The sequence below is a fragment of the Sphingobium sp. B8D3B genome (assembly GCF_025961875.1).
GTDB lineage: Bacteria > Pseudomonadota > Alphaproteobacteria > Sphingomonadales > Sphingomonadaceae > Sphingobium.
The window spans coordinates 1,865,303-1,882,363 of sequence record NZ_JAOQON010000001.1 but is presented as its reverse complement, the minus strand read 5'-3'; the positions used below and the strand labels follow the sequence as shown (position 1 = coordinate 1,882,363).

At 66.3% G+C, this 17,061-nt stretch carries 14 protein-coding genes; 8 read left to right on the top strand and 6 right to left on the bottom strand.

The features are described 5' to 3' along the window. Positions 1-5 precede the first annotated feature (5 nt). Positions 6-2,093: a TonB-dependent receptor plug domain-containing protein gene (locus M2343_RS08825; protein WP_264576362.1), complete on the bottom strand. Its 2,088-nt coding sequence runs from the start codon at positions 2,091-2,093 to the stop codon at positions 6-8. An 85-nt stretch (positions 2,094-2,178) separates the two neighbouring features. Between M2343_RS08825 and M2343_RS08820 the strand changes: the two genes are divergently transcribed. Beyond that, entirely contained in the window at positions 2,179-2,688 is a 510-nt protein-coding gene (locus M2343_RS08820; RefSeq protein WP_264576361.1) for a homogentisate 1,2-dioxygenase, read from the top strand. A gap of 95 nt (positions 2,689-2,783) precedes the next feature. After that, complete coding sequence (locus M2343_RS08815) at positions 2,784-3,476, top strand: VIT family protein (RefSeq protein WP_264576360.1); 693 nt, start codon at positions 2,784-2,786, stop codon at positions 3,474-3,476. Positions 3,477-3,494: 18 nt separating this feature from the next. On the opposite strand, the gene M2343_RS08810 is transcribed toward M2343_RS08815, so the two are convergent. After that, the gene (locus M2343_RS08810) at positions 3,495-4,250 is read right to left on the bottom strand and encodes a FadR/GntR family transcriptional regulator (protein ID WP_181558944.1); all 756 of its coding nucleotides are present in this window, start codon (positions 4,248-4,250) and stop codon (positions 3,495-3,497) included. A 171-nt stretch (positions 4,251-4,421) separates the two neighbouring features. Between M2343_RS08810 and M2343_RS08805 the strand changes: the two genes are divergently transcribed. Genes M2343_RS08805 through M2343_RS08795 form a run of 3 tightly spaced genes read left to right on the top strand, consistent with a single transcriptional unit; the run spans position 4,422 to position 8,330 of the window. After that, positions 4,422-5,759 carry a Rieske 2Fe-2S domain-containing protein gene (locus tag M2343_RS08805; protein ID WP_264576359.1) on the top strand — a complete coding sequence of 446 codons (1,338 nt, stop codon included), beginning with the start codon at positions 4,422-4,424 and terminating at the stop codon, positions 5,757-5,759. 9 nt (positions 5,760-5,768) lie between these two features. Further along, entirely contained in the window at positions 5,769-6,977 is a 1,209-nt protein-coding gene (locus M2343_RS08800; protein ID WP_264576358.1) for a pyridoxal-phosphate-dependent aminotransferase family protein, read from the top strand. Positions 6,978-7,016: 39 nt separating this feature from the next. Beyond that, positions 7,017-8,330: an MFS transporter gene (locus M2343_RS08795; protein WP_264576357.1), complete on the top strand. Its 1,314-nt coding sequence runs from the start codon at positions 7,017-7,019 to the stop codon at positions 8,328-8,330. Positions 8,331-8,434: 104 nt separating this feature from the next. Here M2343_RS08795 and M2343_RS08790 read toward each other — a convergent pair whose 3' ends face one another. Further along, on the bottom strand, positions 8,435-8,608 hold the full coding sequence (locus M2343_RS08790; protein WP_264576356.1) for a hypothetical protein: 174 nt from the start codon (positions 8,606-8,608) through the stop codon (positions 8,435-8,437). 81 nt (positions 8,609-8,689) lie between these two features. On the opposite strand from M2343_RS08790, the gene M2343_RS08785 reads away from it, so the two are divergent. Continuing rightward, complete coding sequence (locus M2343_RS08785; protein WP_264576355.1) at positions 8,690-8,833, top strand: hypothetical protein; 144 nt, start codon at positions 8,690-8,692, stop codon at positions 8,831-8,833. On the opposite strand, the gene M2343_RS08780 is transcribed toward M2343_RS08785, so the two are convergent. Beyond that, on the bottom strand, positions 8,814-10,286 hold the full coding sequence (locus M2343_RS08780) for an aldehyde dehydrogenase family protein (RefSeq protein ID WP_264576354.1): 1,473 nt from the start codon (positions 10,284-10,286) through the stop codon (positions 8,814-8,816). The genes M2343_RS08785 and M2343_RS08780 overlap by 20 nt on opposite strands. An 89-nt stretch (positions 10,287-10,375) precedes the next feature. Here M2343_RS08780 and M2343_RS08775 point away from each other — a divergent pair, with 89 nt between their 5' ends. Beyond that, positions 10,376-11,455: an aldo/keto reductase gene (locus M2343_RS08775; RefSeq protein WP_264576353.1), complete on the top strand. Its 1,080-nt coding sequence runs from the start codon at positions 10,376-10,378 to the stop codon at positions 11,453-11,455. An 18-nt stretch (positions 11,456-11,473) separates the two neighbouring features. Here M2343_RS08775 and M2343_RS08770 read toward each other — a convergent pair whose 3' ends face one another. Both M2343_RS08770 and M2343_RS08765 read right to left on the bottom strand, forming a co-directional pair. Beyond that, positions 11,474-12,604, bottom strand: coding sequence for an acyl-CoA dehydrogenase family protein (locus tag M2343_RS08770; protein WP_264576352.1), 1,131 nt, complete (start codon positions 12,602-12,604; stop codon positions 11,474-11,476). Beyond that, on the bottom strand, positions 12,601-13,776 hold the full coding sequence (locus tag M2343_RS08765) for an acyl-CoA dehydrogenase family protein (RefSeq protein ID WP_264576351.1): 1,176 nt from the start codon (positions 13,774-13,776) through the stop codon (positions 12,601-12,603). The genes M2343_RS08770 and M2343_RS08765 overlap by 4 nt, the downstream gene beginning before the upstream one ends. Before the next feature lie 341 nt (positions 13,777-14,117). Here M2343_RS08765 and M2343_RS08760 point away from each other — a divergent pair, with 341 nt between their 5' ends. Continuing rightward, the gene (locus M2343_RS08760) at positions 14,118-17,024 is read left to right on the top strand and encodes a TonB-dependent receptor plug domain-containing protein (protein WP_264576350.1); all 2,907 of its coding nucleotides are present in this window, start codon (positions 14,118-14,120) and stop codon (positions 17,022-17,024) included. Positions 17,025-17,061: the final 37 nt, after the last annotated feature.

The window sequence follows — 17,061 nt, the reverse complement described above, 5'->3', positions numbered from 1 at the left end:
GGGCGTCAGTAGCGTGCGCTCAGGCTGAGGAACAGCGAGCGGCCCGGTTCGGGGAAGCCATCGGTCAGCACATAATCCCGATCGAAGAGATTGCGACCGCCCACGCTGAGCGTGGCCTGTGGCGTCAACGCATAATCGATGGTCAGTCCGGCCAGCGCATAGCCGCCCGTCTTGTAATAGATGGGCGCGAGGCCATTGGCGGAGGCCGGCGTGACGGTCGTGCGGCGTGAGGCAAAATCCAGATTGGGCGTAACGCGCAAGGCCGACACAGGCCGCCAAGTGATATAGGCAAAGCCCTTATGGCCCGGCACATCGGTGAGCTGGAACGGGCGGATCAGGCTGCCCGCCGGCGCCGTGCCGACCCTGAAGTCCCGCTGGATATAGGAATAATTGCCGCCCAGCTCGATCTGGTCGCTCAGCTTCACATCCACTGCGATCTCGCCGCCATAATAATGCGCCGATCCATAATTCTCCCGGCGATTGAGATTGGCCGGGGTGCGGACCGAAACCAGCGCGTCGCTCACCCAGCTGTGGAAGAGTGCTGCGCTGACATGGAGCGGCCCCAGCTGACGCGCCCCGCCGACCTCCAGCGTGGTCGCCCGTTCCGGGTTCAGGCCGGGATTGGGCTCGGCGGTGCCGAACTGGCTGCTGAACCGCTCGAACAGGGTCGGAAAGCGGGCGCGAGACGAGAGCGAGAGATGCGCCGCGCTGCCATGCTCGCCGCGCCAGTCCAGCCGCCCTTGCGCGTTCAGCGCATCGACGTTGCGCAGCGGAAAGCTGTAGAGCCGGTTGGCGCCGGTCTGCCCCTGCGGCACGCCATAGTCCTCCGCGCGGTCGAGATCGCGCCAGTCATAGGAGGCGCCCAGCGTCAGCGTCAGGGCGGGCAGCAGGGCGAGGCGGTTCTCCACCGCGATGCTCCAGTTGCGCTCGGCACTGATCTGCACCGGCTCGGCGATGCTGCCGGGCAGGCCCGGCCGGCTGGTCTGGGATTCGCGGTGCTCGTCATGCCGATAATGGAAGGCGAGGGTCAGGCGGTTGACGGGCAGCAGGTCCACGCCGAGTTCCGCCGATCCGCCATAGGCCGTGTCCGCATAAGGGCTGTCGAAGGACCGACCCAGCGTCTGGCTGGTCTGGCTGCGGTTGTCCCAGGAGCGCAGCAGATTGTCGAAGCGGCTGTAATATGCCCGCGTCTTGAGCGTCGCCTGATTGCTGAGCGCGGTGGTGGAGAGGAAGGCCAGCGTGTCGATGGTCCAATAGGGCCAGCTCCAGTTGCGCAGCGAGACATTGCTCGTGTCGCTCACGTGCAGCGGCGCGTTCTTGCTGCCCTCTTGCCGTGTGTAGCTCAGCACATATTCGTCGGTAGCATTGGGGGTGACGCCCAGCTTGGCATTCACGCGCCAATCCGCCGTGCGGGAGAAGTCGCGCGCGCCGCCGTCCTCGTTCGCGCTGACCGGGCGGAAGCTACCGGCGAGCGTCCAGTGATCGGTGAAATTGCGCGCATAGCTCGCCTGCGCGTACCAATGGTCCTGCCGCGTGCCGAGCAGGGCGAAGACGCTGTAGCCACCATAGTCCGCATCGCGGTCGAGGTTGAGCGTGGCGCGCGCCTCGGCCTCCAAAGCCTTGGTGGGCTTGCGCGTGACGAGATTGATCGCACCGCCCATAGCACCGGGGCCGTCCAGCACGGATGCATAGGCCTTCGCCACCTGCACCTCGGCAATGTCCGGCGTGAGGAAGCGGCCGAAGTCCAGCCGGTTGTCGGCCGGCAGATAGACGCGGATGCCGTCAATCGAGAGCGGCACCTGAAAGCGGTCGAACCCGCGCACGAACACCAGCCGCTCGTTGCGCGAGCCACCGCTATTGCCCGCGGAGACGCCCGGCAGGAGGTTGATCGCATCGTCGAGCTGCACGCGGTTGAAGCGGACCATGGCCTGCTGGCCGAGCGTCTCCGTGCCGAGCAGCCGGTCAGGACCGGCGGGCGCCGTCACGATGATCTGGCCGAGGCCGAAACTGCCGGCCTCGCTCTCCGCCACCTGCGCGCGGCCCGTGCCGGACGTCACGAGAATTGCCGCGCCTAGCACCAGTGTCGCTCTCATCAATGGGTCCCCTTTTCTTGTTCGTGATTCGATGTATATGCGCAAATACATCGAAAGAACCGACCGTCCAGAGGAGAAGCAGACAATGCGTATGATGATGGCTCTCGCAATGGCGCTGGCACCGGTGGCTGTTGCCGCGCAGATGCCCGCTGCAGATGCGCCCGCGTGCGCGGACGATGCGGCTCTGCCGCCTGAATTTGCTGCCTGGCGCAACGCCGAGCGGGTTGTCAGCGCGACGGAAGCAGCCGTTCAACTCAAGCCCGGCCAGGCCGTCGACCTTACCTTGTCGCCTGCCTCATCCGTCGCGTTCGCTGCCGCGCCCGAGCGCGCGGCCAAGCCCGGCACCTACGCCGGGAGGCTGGCGTTCGACGCCCCGCGCGACGGCGTCTATCGCGTCGCCTTGGGCGCAGCGGCGTGGGTGGACATGGTGACCGACGGCGCGCGCGTGCCCTCGCTCACGCATGGGCACGGGCCGGCTTGCTCGGGCATCCGCAAGATCGTCGATTTCCGCCTGAAGGCCGGGCGCCACATCCTGCAGATCAGCGGCAGCGAGGCCCCTGTCATCAGAGCGATGATCGTGCCGGCCACCGAATAAGATCGCGCCAGCCCTCCGCCCAAGAGCAGATTTCCCCAATCGCCGCGCAGGCCCGGTTCTGATAAAGTCGCGCCGAACTGTGAGGGGGATCATCCGTGAGGCCGCATCGGGAACATCATCTGGTCTCGCGCATCGGCTGGCTCCGCGCGGCGGTGCTGGGCGCCAATGACGGCATCGTGTCCACGGCCAGCCTCATCCTCGGCGTGGCGGCTTCGGGTGCGGATCGGTCGGCGCTGATCGTTGCGGGTGCTGCCGGTCTGGTGGCCGGGGCGATGTCGATGGCGGCCGGCGAATATGTCTCGGTCAGCTCGCAGTCCGACACCGAGCGCTCCGACCTCGCGCGCGAAACGCAAGAGCTGGCCACCGCGCCCGAGGCCGAGCTGCAGGAACTCACCGACATTTACGTCGCGCGCGGCGTCGATCCAGCGACGGCGCGGCGCGCGGCCGAGCAGATGATGGCGCATGATGCGCTCGGCGCCCATGCGCGTGACGAGCTGCATATCACCGAGACGACGGCGGCGCGCCCGGTGGTCGCCGCCTTTACCTCCGCCGCCACCTTCACGGCCGGCGCGGCGCTGCCGCTGGTGCTGGCAGCCGTGCTGCCGATGGACCGGATGGTGGTGGGCGAGGCGGCAGGATCGATCCTGTTCCTCGGCCTGCTCGGCGCCATCGGCGCGCGTGCTGGCGGGGCCAAACCATGGCGGCCGGTGGCGCGGGTGGTCTTCTGGGGCGCGCTTGCCATGGCCCTGACAGCCGGGATCGGGCGGCTGGTCGGGATGAGCGTCTGAGCCGACGGCGTGGACCGCCTAGCTGGCGGGCGTCGCAATCCCCGCCTGATCGCTCAGCTCCTTGAGCCGGTAGAGCATCGACTTGCGCCGATCGAGCAGATGGAGGCGCATCGCCGTGAAGGCGCCCTCACTATCGCGCGCGGCGATCCGGTCGAATATGCCCTGCAGCGACTTGTAGCCGATGCGGCTGTTGCGCGGCGAGGCTTCCAGCGCCGTGAACAGGTTGAGCAACGCATGTTCCAGCGCATGCATGAGCGTCACGAGCGTGCGCGCGCCCGAAGCCTCCACGATGAAGCGGTGGAAGGCGAGGATGCGATCGACGGACTCCCGCCGCGGCAGGTCCGGCTCCATGATCCGCTCCAGCAGCAGCCGCAGCGCCTCGATCTGTTCGTCGGTGATCTTCTCGGCAGCCAGCTCTGCGGCGCGGCATTCGATGCCGATGCGGGCATCGAAAATCTCCTCGGCTGTCACCTGCACGAGCATGAACTGCACGGCCAGCGCCGTCGCGAACTGGTCGGGCTTGCCCTCGGCAATCGTCGCCCCGCCGCCCGCGCCTGTCTTGATCGTCACGACGCCCAGCGCCTCCAGCCGGCCCAGCGCCTCGCGGATCGGCACGCGGCTGGTCTGGAAGGTCTCGGTCAGCTGCGCCTCAGTCCCCAGGAACTGGCCGGGCTTGAACTGGCCGGCGAACAGCGCGTCGATCACCTGCGAGACGATGCGCGAGGCGAGCGACTGGCTGCGCACGGAACTGAAAACGGTGTCGGATTCGGCCAAGGGAACAGGCTTTCTCATGTTGGCATCGTCCGCGCGGGGCGGGCGATCGGTCATTCTATATGATGATTTCAATCCTGCCCCGCCCGGCATTGCTTGACAAGCCACGCCGCATCGGATGAAAAAGAATAACTATATTATAGTTTGATTCATTCGGATGTGGGGGAGGGCGGAATGTCGCCGGAAGACAATGCCTTGCTGACCCAGACTGGCCCCGGCACCCCCATGGGCGCGTTGATGCGGGAATATTGGATCCCCGCGTTCATGCCGGACGAAGTCAAGGCTGGCGGCGCGCCGCTGCGGCTTCGCCTGCTCGGGGAGAACTTCCTCGCCTTCCGTTCGCCCGATGGCTCGCTTGCCGTGGTCGATCATCGCTGCGCCCATCGCTGCGCATCGCTGTTCTACGGGCGCAATGAGGAGGGCGGCATCCGCTGCGTCTATCATGGCTGGAAGTTCGATCGGAATGGCCAGTGCATCGAGATGCCCAGCGAGCCGCCGGAGACCGACTATAAGGACAAGGTGAAGATCCGCGCGCTGCCGGTGGTCGAGCGCTACGGCGTCGCCTGGGTCTATATGGGCACCCGCGCCCAGCCGCCGGCGCTGCCGCATTTCGACTGGGACGAGGTGGAGGCGGGCCAGCCGCTCACCGTTACCTTCATGATGCGCGAGTGCAACTGGCTGCAGGCGCTGGAGGGGGATATCGACACCTGCCATGTCGGCTTCCTGCATCTGGGTGCGGCGACGCCGGACCAGTTCGAGGAAGGCTCGATCAATTATTACAGGCAGATGCGCGAGAACCTTGCGCCGAAATATGAGGCGCTGGAGACCGATTACGGCACGATGTATTGCGCCTACCGCCCCGCCGGGGACAATCTCTATCACCGCATCGGCCAGTTCGCTTTGCCCTTCTGGACCATGGCGCCGTCCGAGCCGCTCGACCATATCCGGGCCCGCGCCTGGGTGCCGCTGGATGACCATCATGCCATGCTCGTCACCATCGGCGGTCCGCGCACCGGCGCGACGACGCTCACCAAGGCGGGTAAGCCGATCCCCGGCACCACCTCGCCGATCAATTTCCTGCCCAACACCACCGACTGGCTCGGCCGCTTCCGCATCGATGCCAATCCGCGCAACGATCATCTGATCTCGCGCGAGGCGCAGTCGACGCAGAGCTATAGCGGCATCGAGGCGATCCCGGTGCAGGATCAGGCCGTCACCGAGAGCATGGGGCCTGTGGTGGACCGTACCATGGAGCATCTGGGCACCAGCGACCGGATGATCGTGCTCACCCGCCGGCGGCTCAAATGGGTCGCGACGGCGTTGCGGGACGACGGGGTGCCGCCCCAGGGCGTCGACAATCCGGCCTGCTACCACAATGTCCGTGCCGGCTACGCGCTGCTGCCACCCGAGCAGGACTGGCTCGATTTCTACAATGCGCGCCGCGCGGTCTGGAGCAGGGGGACTGCCGAGCCGGTGGACCGCAAGCGCCGCCTCGCGCCCGCGCCAGCCTGAGGACCGTTCATGTCTGCCACGTCTTCCCATCGCCCCGGCGCGCACTTCCTGCAACTGCCCGGTCCCACGACCACGCCGCAACGGGTGATGGAGGCGATTGCGCGCCCGACCATCAACCATCGCGGGCCTGACTTCCGTGATCTCACGGTCGAGGTGCTGGACGGGATAAAGGGCATCTTCAAGACCGCCGGCCCGGTCATCATCTACCCCTCGTCGGGCACCGGCGCGTGGGAGGCGGCGCTCGTCAACGCGCTCTCGCCGGGCGACGCGGTGCTGATGTACGAGACTGGCTGGTTCGCGACCCTTTGGTGCCGGCTCGCCCGCAAGATCGGCCTGGAGCCCGAGCTGATCCCCGGCGACTGGCGCACCCCGGTCGATGCCGCAGCCATTGGCGAGCGGCTGCGCGCTGACAAGGCCCATCGCATCAAGGCGGTCTGCGTGGTCCATAATGAGACCTCCACCGGCGTGACCTCAGACATCGCCGCCGTGCGCCGCGCCATCGATGAAGCGGGGCACCCCGCGCTGCTGATGGGCGATCTGGTCTCGTCGCTGGCGTCGGTGGATTATCAGCATGATGCCTGGGGCGTGGATGTAGCAGTCGGTGGCTCGCAAAAGGGGCTGATGCTGCCGCCGGGCCTCTCCTTCAATGCCCTGTCGCAAAAGGCCATCGCGGCGTCGAAATCGGCAGGGATGAGGCGCTCCTATTGGGATTGGGGCGAGATGCTGGAGGCCAATGCCCGGGGCTTTTTCCCCTACACCCCAGCCATCAATCTGCTGCAGGGTCTGCGCGAGGCTATTGCCATGATGCAGGAGGAAGGGCTGGACGCCGTCTTCGCGCGGCATCAGCGGGCGGCGCAGGCGACGCGCGCGGCGGTCGCCCAATGGGGCTTCGAGACGCAATGCCGCGATGCCGCCGCCCATTCGCCGGTGCTCACCGCCGTGCGGATGCCGGACGGCATCTCCGCCGATGCCGTGCGCGAGGCGGCGCTGGAGCGCTGCAACATGAGCCTCGGCAATGGCCTCGGCCAACTCGATGACCGGGTGTTCCGGATCGGCCATCTCGGTGACTTCAGCGACGCGCTGGTGCTCGGCACCATCGCCGCGACCGAAGCTGCGCTGGCCTTCGCCGGCGTGCCTTATCGGGCCGGCGGCACGGAGGCGGCCATCGCCGTGCTGACCGGGCAGGCGCAGCGCGGCGCGCCCGGCCTGGCCGCCTGATCGGGCGAGGACGGCAAGAGGCAGGACGGGAGCGAGAGCATGGCAGGTCGAGCGAGCCTCACAGACAAGATCGCCATCATCCGCGCGACCTGGCGCTATCCGGGCTGGGGGGTGGTCGCCAAGGCGTTCTTCATCTTCCTCATCGCCTTCGGCGCGCCGCTGACCATGCCGTTCGTCTATCCCGAGGTCATGAAGGAGTTCGGCTGGACGCTCACCCAGGCGACGCTCATCTACACCTATAAGAGCCTCACCGGCGCGATCATGGCGATCTTCATCATCGGCCCGCTGGTCGAGCGGATCGGCCTCAAGCTGGTGCTGGTCGGCGCCATGGCGGCCGAAGCCATCGGGCTGGCGGGCTTCCTGTTCGTCCACTCGCTGTGGAGCTATTATGTCGTCGGCTTCATGATCGGCATCGGCCAGGGCGCCGTGATCATTTCGCTGCGGCTGCTGGTCTCGCGCTGGTTTATGCGCAATGTCGGGCTGGCGACGGGCGTGGCGGTCATCGGCACCAGCTTCGGCGGCGTGCTGTTCCCGCTGATGACCAGCCAGCTCATTCCGCTTTATGGTTGGCGCGTCGCCTTTGCCTGTCTGAGCATCGGCATCTTCTGCATTTCGATTCCGCTCGCGCTGTCGGTGCGGTTCAACCCCAGCGAAGCGGATGTGCTGCCCGAGGCAGTGCGGACGAGCGAGCAGGTCAGCAGCGCCCGGCTGCGCGCGGCCGATCTCGGCATCAGCTTCCGCACCATGCTGCGCCAGCACGCCTTCTGGCTGATCGCGCTGGCGACGTTCCTCTCGGCGCTGATCGATCAGGCGCTCTTCCAGCACAGCATCTATTATCTCACCAACGAGATCGGCCTCTCGCGCACCGTCGCGGCCTCGGCCTGGTCGCTCACCTTCCTCATCGGCATCGGCGCCAAGTTCGTCGCGGGCATGACGTTCGATCGCTTTTCGGTGAAGGGCGTGGCGGGCTGGAACCTGCTGCTCGGCCTCGCCATCCTGCTGGCGTTGCCGGTGCAGGGGCTGTTCACCGCGCTTGTCTTCACCACCGTTCTGGGCGTGGCGCATGGCGGGCTGACCGTGGACGGCCCGGTCGTTGCCAAGCATGTCTATGGCCCCGGCCTCATGAACCGGCTGCTGCCAGTGCTCGCCGGCTTCAACACCATGGGCTCGGCCTTCGGGCCGGTCGTGCTGGCGAACCTGTACGATCGCACCGGCACCTATCTGGTCGGCTTTGGCGTGTTCATCGCCCTGACGATCGTCGCCGCACTGCTGATGGCGCGCGTCACCCCGGCCTATCTGCTGCGGATCAGGGCACTGCAGGATAGCGGGTCAGAACGCGCAACCGATGGCTAGTGGCCGCCTGAACACATTCCAGCCGCTGACTATGCGCTGTTACCCTATGTTGAGCGGCGCGTTGCTCCCTATCCTGCGTCATTCCCGCGAAGGCGGGAATCCAGTCAAGCTCGCGAGTTCAATCCCAGGGTGACGGCAAGATCCTGCCAATCGCGGTTGGCCTGCTCGATCAAATCGAGCTTCCAGGCTCTGCGCCATTTCTTGATCTGCTTTTCGATGAGGTTGGAGGTGACGCCCAGAGAGAGCGTACTGTTGCGATGCGACGCCAGCAGATACACATAGGGATCGATTTCGCGCGTCCTTTCAACGTTGTTACTGGATTCCCACGTTCGCGGGAATGACGAGGTTAGGCAATAATCATGTCCGCACGATCACATGATGAGACAAGGCCGATCCCGGACAAGTACCGGACCATCCCCCTGCGCCCGTCATTGATCCGCTTGGCTGAGCGGGAGCGGATCACCTCCGTCCCGGCGGGCTTCTTCACCCAAGCGGAATCGTGACAGCCTGCATTTCCATATAGGATTGCATGCCCGCGACGCCCTGTTCCCGCCCATAGCCTGAATGCTTGGCGCCACCGAACGGCACATCCCGGCCAGTGCCGCCGTGCCGGTTGACCCAGACCATCCCGGCCTCAAGCTGCCGGGCAATCGCGCCGCCGCCGTCCGTGTCCGCTGTCCAGACCGATGCGCCGAGGCCGAATTCGGTGGCGTTGGCGCGGCGGATGACATCCTCGATCTCGTCGAAAGCCAGCACCGGCAGCACCGGGCCGAACTGCTCTTCGCGCACCAGCGGCGCCGCGTCATCCAGCCCTGCGACCACTGTCGGCATGACGAAATAGCCCGGGCCGGGCAGCCGCTCGCCGCCGGTGAGAATCTGTGCGCCCGGAGTCGCCCGCACGCCGTCGAGCAGCGCCAGCACCTTCTCGAACTGCATCCGGTTCTGGATCGGCCCCATCTGGCTCTGCGGATCGGTGCCCGGCCCCACGCGGATGGCGGCGGCGCGGCGGGCCAGCGCCTCGACCATCGCCGGGTAGAGCGCGCGATGCACGAACACCCGCTTGATCGCCATGCAGACCTGCCCGCAATTGGCAAAGGCGCTGCGGGCAATGCCCTCGGCGGTGGCTTCCACATCCGCATCGGGCAGGACAATGGCGGGGTCGTTGCCGCCCAACTCCAGCGTGATGCGCTTGAAGGTGCCTGCCGCGCTGGCCATCACATGGCGGCCAGTCGCCACCGATCCGGTGAAGCTGATCTTGTCCACATCCGCATGCGTTGTCAGCCAAACGCCCAGATCATTGCCGCCGCTCAGGATGTTCACCGTGCCCGGGGGCACGATGTCCGCAATGGCCTGCCCGATGGCGAGCGTGGAGAGCGGCGTGAGCGGGGAGGGCTTCAGCACGATGCAATTGCCGGTGTAGAGCGCCTGCGCGATCTTCACGGTGGCCAGCGTCACCGGCACGTTCCACGGCGTGATGCCGCCCACCACGCCGAGCGGCCGGTAGCGGATTTCCACCCGCTCGCGCGCATCTTCGCGCAGCACGCCGCCGGCGACATCGAAGGCGCTCAACGCCTCGATATGATCGGCCGCGCGGCGCACCTCGCCAATGGCGTCGCGCAACGGCTTGCCCTGTTCTGCGGTGAGCAGCGCGCCCAGCGGATCGGCGACCTCGCGCAGGCGCGCGGCGATCCGGTGGATGACGGCGCGCCGCTCGGTCACATCGCGGGCGGACCAACCGGGGAAGGCCCGGCGCGCGGCGGCGACGGCCCGGTCGAGATCGTCCCGCTGCGCGTCCGGTGCCTGCGCAAAGGCAGTGCCCGTCGCGGGATCGATCACCGGCATGAACGCCTCTCTCGCCACGATCTCCCCGTCGATCAGCATGCCGGCGGCAAGCGCGGTTGGGGCAAGCGTTGGGGCGGCAAGCATGGGCTTTTGCGCGGTCAGACGATCGTTCATGTTGCTTTTGGTCTCCGCTTGGCTCACATCCGGCGATACGCCATAAAGATAATATAGTAGTATAGTTTGAGCAATCGGGAAGGGGTGGAATGTTTGACGATTTCGTGACCTTGGGACGGTCCGGCCTGCGGGTGAGCCGTTACGCGCTCGGCACCTTCAACTTCGGCGGCGCCCAGCCCTGGAGTCTGGACGCCACCGCCGCCGGGCGCCTCATTGCGCAGTATTGCGACCTTGGCGGCAACTTCCTCGATTGCGCGAACAGCTATGGCGGCGGCGAGGCCGAGACGATCCTCGGTGATTATCTCGCCGGCGAGCCCGGCCTGCGCGACCGGCTGGTGATCGCCACCAAATTCGGCTCGAATGTCCGCGATGGCGATCCCAATGCCGGCGGGGGCGGGCGCAAGTCCATCCTGCAAAGCGTCGAAGCCTCGCTGCGCAAGCTCAAGACCGACCGGGTCGACCTGCTCTGGATGCACATTGTCGATCCGCTGACGCCGATGGACGAGACGATGCGTGCGCTCGATGATCTGGTCCGGGCGGGCAAGGTGCTGCATGTCGGCCTCTCCAACATCCCGGCGTGGAAAGTGGCCGAGGCGCACTGGCTGGCGCAGTGGCGCAATCTGGTGCCGGTGATTGGCCTGCAGCTGCAATATTCGCTGATGGAGCGGAATATCGAGATCGAGCATGTGCCGTTGGCGCAGGCCTATGGCATGGGCATCGCGGCCTGGTCGCCGCTCAAGAGCGGGGCGCTGAGCGGCCGCTATCGGCGCGGCGATGCCAGCAATCATGATGCCGAAGGGCGTGGCTCGTTCCTTGCCCGCATTCTGGACGAGAAGGCCGAGCGCGTGCTGGACGTCGTGCTGCAGGTCGCGGAGCGCCACGGCGCCAGTCCCGCGCAGATCGCGCTGGCCTGGCTTCAGGCGCAACCCTGGGTCGCGACGATCCTGCTGGGCGCCAACGATGCCGACCAGCTTGTCGAGAATGCCGCGGCGAGCCGCATCACCCTGTCGGCCGAGGATCTGGCGGCGCTCGATGCCGCCGGGCCTCCCGCGCTGACCTATCCCGCCGACTTTGCCCGGCGTGCCACGGGCTCGATCAGTGGCGGCACCCGCATCAACGGTATCGCGCGCCCCACCGGCGGCGGCTCGCCAAGCCAGAGCCGGCGCTAACGGGTTTAAGCTGAGCGCTTAAAGGGCCAGCGCCGCGTAGCGCTCGAGATGAGCGTCGCGGTCGCCATGGGAGAGCTCGAACAGGCCCAGCCGGGCGAACAGATGCGCGGCCGGATATTCCTGCACCAGCCCCATGCCGCCATGGAGTTGCACGCACTGCTCGCCGATGAAGCGGGCCGACTCGCCGACCTTCACTTTCGCCGCCGAGACCGCGCGGGCGCGTGGCGTCGGGTCGTCTGCCTCGCAGGCGGCGATGGCCGCGGCCGCAATCGGCGCGGCAAGCTCCTGCGCGATGGCCATGTCGACCAGCCGATGCTGGAGCACCTGAAAGGCATCCAGCGGGCGACCGAATTGCCGGCGGGTGTGGGTATGCTCGCGAGCGAGGGCATTCGCCGCCCGCAAGGCGCCAACGGCATCCGCGCAGGCGAGGGCGGTGGCTTCGTCGAGCGCGTGGGCCAGCGCCACCTCGCCGCCGCTCAGCCGTGCCGCGGTGGGCACGATGACGTCGTCCAGCAAGAGGTCGGCGGCACCGGTCCAGTCAAAGCAGCGGGTCGGGCGAACGGTCAGATCCGCCGCCGGGGCGAGAAACAGCGCCACACCCCCGGCCGTGTTCGCCGAAACGATGAACAGGTCTGCGCTATCCCCGCCCGCCACGGCAACCTTGCGCCCCGAAAGGCGCCAGCCATGCGGATCGGGCGTGGCGTGGGCGGTGATCGGCCGGCCATAGCCGCCATCGGCTTCCTCATGCGCCAGCACGATGCGCACCGCGCCGGTGCAGATGGCGGCCAGCCAGGCCGCCTGCTGGTCCTCGCTGCCGACCGCCGCCAGCAGCCGCGCGCCGATCATCACCGCCGCATAGGGCTCCAGCACCATCGCGCCGCCCATCGTCTCGACGACCATGGCGAGATCGCCCAGCGAACCGGGGAAGCCGCCATGCCCCTCCGGCAGGGTGAGGGCGAGCAGGCCAAGCTCGGCATAAGCCGCCCAGGCCGCCCGCGATTCCCGCGCGGCGCTCTCATGCGCATCGCGGCGTTGCTCGAAGCTGTAGTGGCGAGCGAGCACGGTTTCGAGCGAGTTGCGCAACAGGTCGCGAATGTTCGTCTCTTCGGCACCGCCTGCCGGCGCGGCGTCCATCACGGTCGTGTTCATCGGGCTGTCCCCAGGCCAAGCGTTTTGGCGATGATGTTGCGCTGGATTTCGTTCGACCCGCCGTAGATGCTGACGACGCGCGTATCGAAATGGCTCTTGAACAGGCGCCCGAGCCATGGCTTGCCCGCATCGCCAGCATCCATGGCGGCGTCGGGGGCGAACGGCGCGGCGCTGCGGCCCGCCACCTCGACCAGCAGGCGCGTCAGTCGCTGCTGAAGCTCCGATCCCTTGATCTTGAGCATATTGGCCTCGATCCCCGGGGCGACCCCGGCCCGGGCGCGGTCCAGCATGGCGGTGGCCATGGCCTCCAGCGCATCCAGCTCGATCGCCGCCTCGGCGATGCGCGCGCGGACATGCGGCGCGCCGGCCAGTCCCTGCTCGGCCGCGATCTGCCTCAGCCGCGCCAACTGGCGGCGGTTGAGGCCGATGCGCGCGATCGATAGCCGCTCATTGCCGAGCACCACGCGCGAATAGGTCCAGCCTTTATGCGGCCCGCCCACCAGATTTTCGGCGGGCACCCGCACAGTGTCGAAGAATACCTCATTGGTGGTGTGGGCGCCGTTGAGCAGGATGATCGGGCGGATGTCGATGCCCGGCGTCTTGAGGTCGATGAGCAGCATGGAGATGCCCATTTGCGGCTTGTGCGCATCGGGATCGGTGCGGACCAGCGCGAACATCATGGTCGATTCATGCGCCATGGTCGTCCACATCTTCTGCCCGTTGACCACCCAATGGTCGCCGTCTCGCACGGCGCGAGTCTTGAGCGAGGCGAGGTCTGAGCCCGCACCCGGTTCGGAGAAGCCCTGGCACCAGATGTCTTCGCCGGAGAGGATGCGCGGCAGATAATGGGCCTTCTGCTCCGGCGTGCCGTAATGCATCAGCGTCGGGCCGAGCATCTTGAGGCCGAAGGAGCCGAGGTCCGGCGCGCCTTCCTCGGCCAGCGTCTCCGAGAAAATATAGGTCTGGACCGGGCTCCAGCCGGTGCCGCCATGCTCCACCGGCCAGTGCGGCGCCGCCCAGCCGCGCGCGTGCAGCGCCTTGTGCCAGGCGAGCCGCTCCGCCGCGGTGATGCCGACCGCGTTAGTCACTTTCTCGCGTACATTCGCCGGGCATTGCGCGCGCACGAATGCGCGGACCTCTTCGGCAAAAGCCTGCTCGCTTTGCGTGTACATGCCTGTCCTCTCCTTCTCCGTCCCATCATCGCGCGCTCGCATATAATATCAAGTAGCTTTATATAAAGCGGCTGGAGAATGTTGTTGTCATTAGCATCGATTTGCGCAACAATTGAGTCGTCACCGGATCGGGGCAGAGGGCTGCGCGGTTTGCATCGAGGGCGCCGCCGGCAAGCCTTGGTTTCCGGGGCATTGGGCCGTCATCCACGCACCTGTTAAAACCCGGCGACCCCAAAAGATAATATAGTATCATTGTTGTTGACACAGCCTTTATGACGCTTAGTCTCGGGCACAATGAAAGGCCGGCAGGCGCAAACCTGCGGCAACAAATAGGAGGGGATATGTCTCGTCGAACATGGTTGCTCGCGTCTGCTGCCGCTTGCACAGCTGTCGCCCTGGGGTCTGCCCCGGCGCTCGCGCAGGATGGGCCGGCGCCCCAGGCGCAGGATAACGATGCGCAGGTGCGCGATATCATCATCACCGGCTCGCGCGTGAAGCGCGATGGCTTCCAGGCGCCCACGCCGCTGGTCGTCGTGACCTCCGAGGCGATTGCAGAGCGCGGCGCGGCCAATGTGGGCGACTATCTCAATGAGGTGCCGTCCTTCCGCCCGAGCGTCAGCAACCAGACCAACACCCAGTCGTCCAACCTTTCCGGCGCGACCTTCGCGGACCTTCGCGCGCTGGGGAACATCCGTACCCTGGTGCTGGTCGATGGCCGCCGCCATGTGCCCACCGCGCCCACCGGGCAGGTGGATCTCAACCTCATGCCCACCGTCATGATCGACCGGGTCGATGTGGTGACCGGCGGCGCCTCGGCGGCCTACGGGTCGGACGCGATTTCCGGCGTCGTCAATGTCATCATGAACAACCGCCTGACCGGCTTGAAGGGCGATCTTTCCCTCGGCCTTTCCGAGGAGGGCGATAATTTCGAGCGCCGCATCGGTCTGGCTTTCGGCAGCCCATTTGCCGAGGGTCGCGGCCACTTCGTAATCGGCGGCGAATATGTGAAGTCCGATGGCATCGGCGGCTTCGATGATCGGGCCTGGGGGCGCCGCTACGAGGAGTCCGTTTCCTTCGCTGCCACGCGTCCGGCTGGCACCCCGTCGCGGTCGTTCGAGAGCGGCGTGCGGTTCGTCAATTCGCTCATCGGCGGCGTGATCCTCGGCAACAATGCCGATACCAACCCGGCCAATGGCGTCGATGCGCTGCGCGGCATCTGGTTCCCTGCGCCAAACCAGGTTGGCAATTTCACCTACGGGCAGGAGTCGGGCGGTTCCTCCTACAATATGTCGAGCTCGCAGGGCACGCCGCCCCGCCTTGGCCATACGCTGGTGCTGCCGGTGGATCGCTATGTGGTCCGCGCGCACCTGAATTATGAGCTCAGCGATGCAATCGGCATGTTCGTGGAAGGCAGCTATGGCCGGTCGGGCTCGGATTATTCCGGCCCCATTCCGCGCGATACGGCCGTGAGCGGCGCCAATGCCGTTATCATTCGGCGCGACAACGCCTTTCTCCCGGCCGCCGTGGCATCCATCATGGACGCAAACGGCATCACGTCGTTCGTCATGGGACGGTCGAACCCGGATTTCTCCTCGACACAGATCGTGAACTTCAATTCCACCTATCGCGTGGCTGCCGGACTGAACGGTGACCTTGGTGGGGGCTGGGCGTGGGACGGTTATGTCCAGTATGGCGAGAACAAGCTCGACTCCCAGATCCGCAACATGCGCATCCAGCAGAATTTCCTCTGGGCCTATGATGCGATCAATGTGGGCGGCCAGATCGTCTGCCGCGATACGACCGCACGTGCGCAGGGCTGCGTCCCGTTGAACCTGTTCGGGGTGGGCGCCATGTCGCCGCAGGCGATTGCTTATGTGAATGGCACCCAGTTCCAGAGCATCACCACGACCCAGTTTGTCGGCGCGCTCAACCTTCGCGGTGAGCCCTTCTCCACCTGGGCAGGGCCGGTTTCTCTGGCGGCGGGCGCCGAGTATCGCCGCGATACGGCGCTGAGCGTCGTTGACTCACTGGCGGCGCAACGGCGCTACAATTTCTCCAATCCGCAGCCTTATCAGGGCGCGTTCGCCACCAAGGAAGCTTATGCCGAAGTCGTGGTGCCGCTGGCCCGCGACACGGCATTCTTCAAGGCGCTCGATCTCAACGGTGCGGTGCGTTACACGGATTATGACGTGTCGGGTGGCGTGACCACCTGGAAGATCGGCGCGACATGGGACGTGCTGGACGGGCTGCGGTTCCGCGGAACGCGCTCGCGGGACATTCGGGCGCCCAATGCGGCCGAGCTGTTCTCGGTGACCTCCACCCAGTCAACGCTGCGCAATCCGTTCAACGGCGTGTCGCGGTCCTACACGGTGGTCTTCGCGCCCAGCCAGACGCTGGCGCCGGAAAAGGCGGACACCTTCACCGTCGGCGCGGTGGTGTCGCCATCGTTCCTGCCGGGCTTCTCCGCCTCGGTCGATTATTACAATATCAAGATCAATGGCGCGATTGCCAGCTTCCCCGCCCAGCAGATTGTCGACAACTGCTATGCGGAAATCCAGGGCGGCTCGCGGGGCGCCTTCTGCGCCGTGACGGCCCTTTCCGGCACCGGTACCTCTACCGAAATCAATTCGGTGACCGTGCAGTTGCTCAACCTCGCCTCGCTGGAGACGCGCGGCGTGGACTTCGAGATGCAGTACCGCTTCAATGCTGGTCCCGGCCGGGTCACCACGCGCCTGTTCGGCACTTATGTGAAGGATCTGATCTCGGACGATGGGCTGGGCGTCGCGCCCACCCGCAATGCGGCCGGAATCATCCAGACGCGGGGCAGCCGGATCAACCGGGCCGGCCAGCTCGGTGGGTTCACCTCCGGCCTCAATACCGGGGCCACGAGCGTGCCGCACTGGCAGATCAACGCCAGCCTCGGCTACGAGACAGATGATTGGGGCACGACGCTCAACGCGCGCTGGATCGACGGCGGTATCGTGGACGCAACCCTCGTTCAGCCGGGCGACCCGGATTATAATTCCGCTTCGCCGATTTCGGTCGGCAACATGAACGTTGCCTCGCGGCTGTATCTGAACTGGTCCGGCAACATCAATCTGATGGAGAGCAACGGAAAGAAGGTGCAGCTCTATGCTGTCATCAACAACCTGCTCGACAAGGAGCCGCCCTTTCCGAACACGCAATTGGCCGGCTTCTATGATCGTATCGGCCGGTCCTACAAGGTCGGCGTGCGCTTCAATTTCTGATCGCTTCGGCAGCGGCCGGCCATGCGTCGGCCGCTGC

Excerpts from the sequence above, each read along its gene's own strand:
- M2343_RS08785 (WP_264576355.1), top strand. The coding sequence starts at position 8,690 with ATGTCCGCACGATCACATGATGAGACAAGGCCGATCCCGGACAAGTAC.
- M2343_RS08765 (WP_264576351.1), bottom strand. The coding sequence starts at position 13,776 with ATGTACACGCAAAGCGAGCAGGCTTTTGCCGAAGAGGTCCGCGCATTC.
- M2343_RS08805 (WP_264576359.1), top strand. The coding sequence starts at position 4,422 with ATGTCGCCGGAAGACAATGCCTTGCTGACCCAGACTGGCCCCGGCACC.
- M2343_RS08820 (WP_264576361.1), top strand. The coding sequence starts at position 2,179 with ATGCGTATGATGATGGCTCTCGCAATGGCGCTGGCACCGGTGGCTGTT.
- M2343_RS08795 (WP_264576357.1), top strand. The coding sequence starts at position 7,017 with ATGGCAGGTCGAGCGAGCCTCACAGACAAGATCGCCATCATCCGCGCG.
- M2343_RS08780 (WP_264576354.1), bottom strand. The coding sequence starts at position 10,286 with ATGAACGATCGTCTGACCGCGCAAAAGCCCATGCTTGCCGCCCCAACG.
- M2343_RS08760 (WP_264576350.1), top strand. The coding sequence starts at position 14,118 with ATGTCTCGTCGAACATGGTTGCTCGCGTCTGCTGCCGCTTGCACAGCT.
- M2343_RS08800 (WP_264576358.1), top strand. The coding sequence starts at position 5,769 with ATGTCTGCCACGTCTTCCCATCGCCCCGGCGCGCACTTCCTGCAACTG.
- M2343_RS08775 (WP_264576353.1), top strand. The coding sequence starts at position 10,376 with ATGTTTGACGATTTCGTGACCTTGGGACGGTCCGGCCTGCGGGTGAGC.
- M2343_RS08825 (WP_264576362.1), bottom strand. The coding sequence starts at position 2,093 with ATGAGAGCGACACTGGTGCTAGGCGCGGCAATTCTCGTGACGTCCGGC.
- M2343_RS08770 (WP_264576352.1), bottom strand. The coding sequence starts at position 12,604 with ATGAACACGACCGTGATGGACGCCGCGCCGGCAGGCGGTGCCGAAGAG.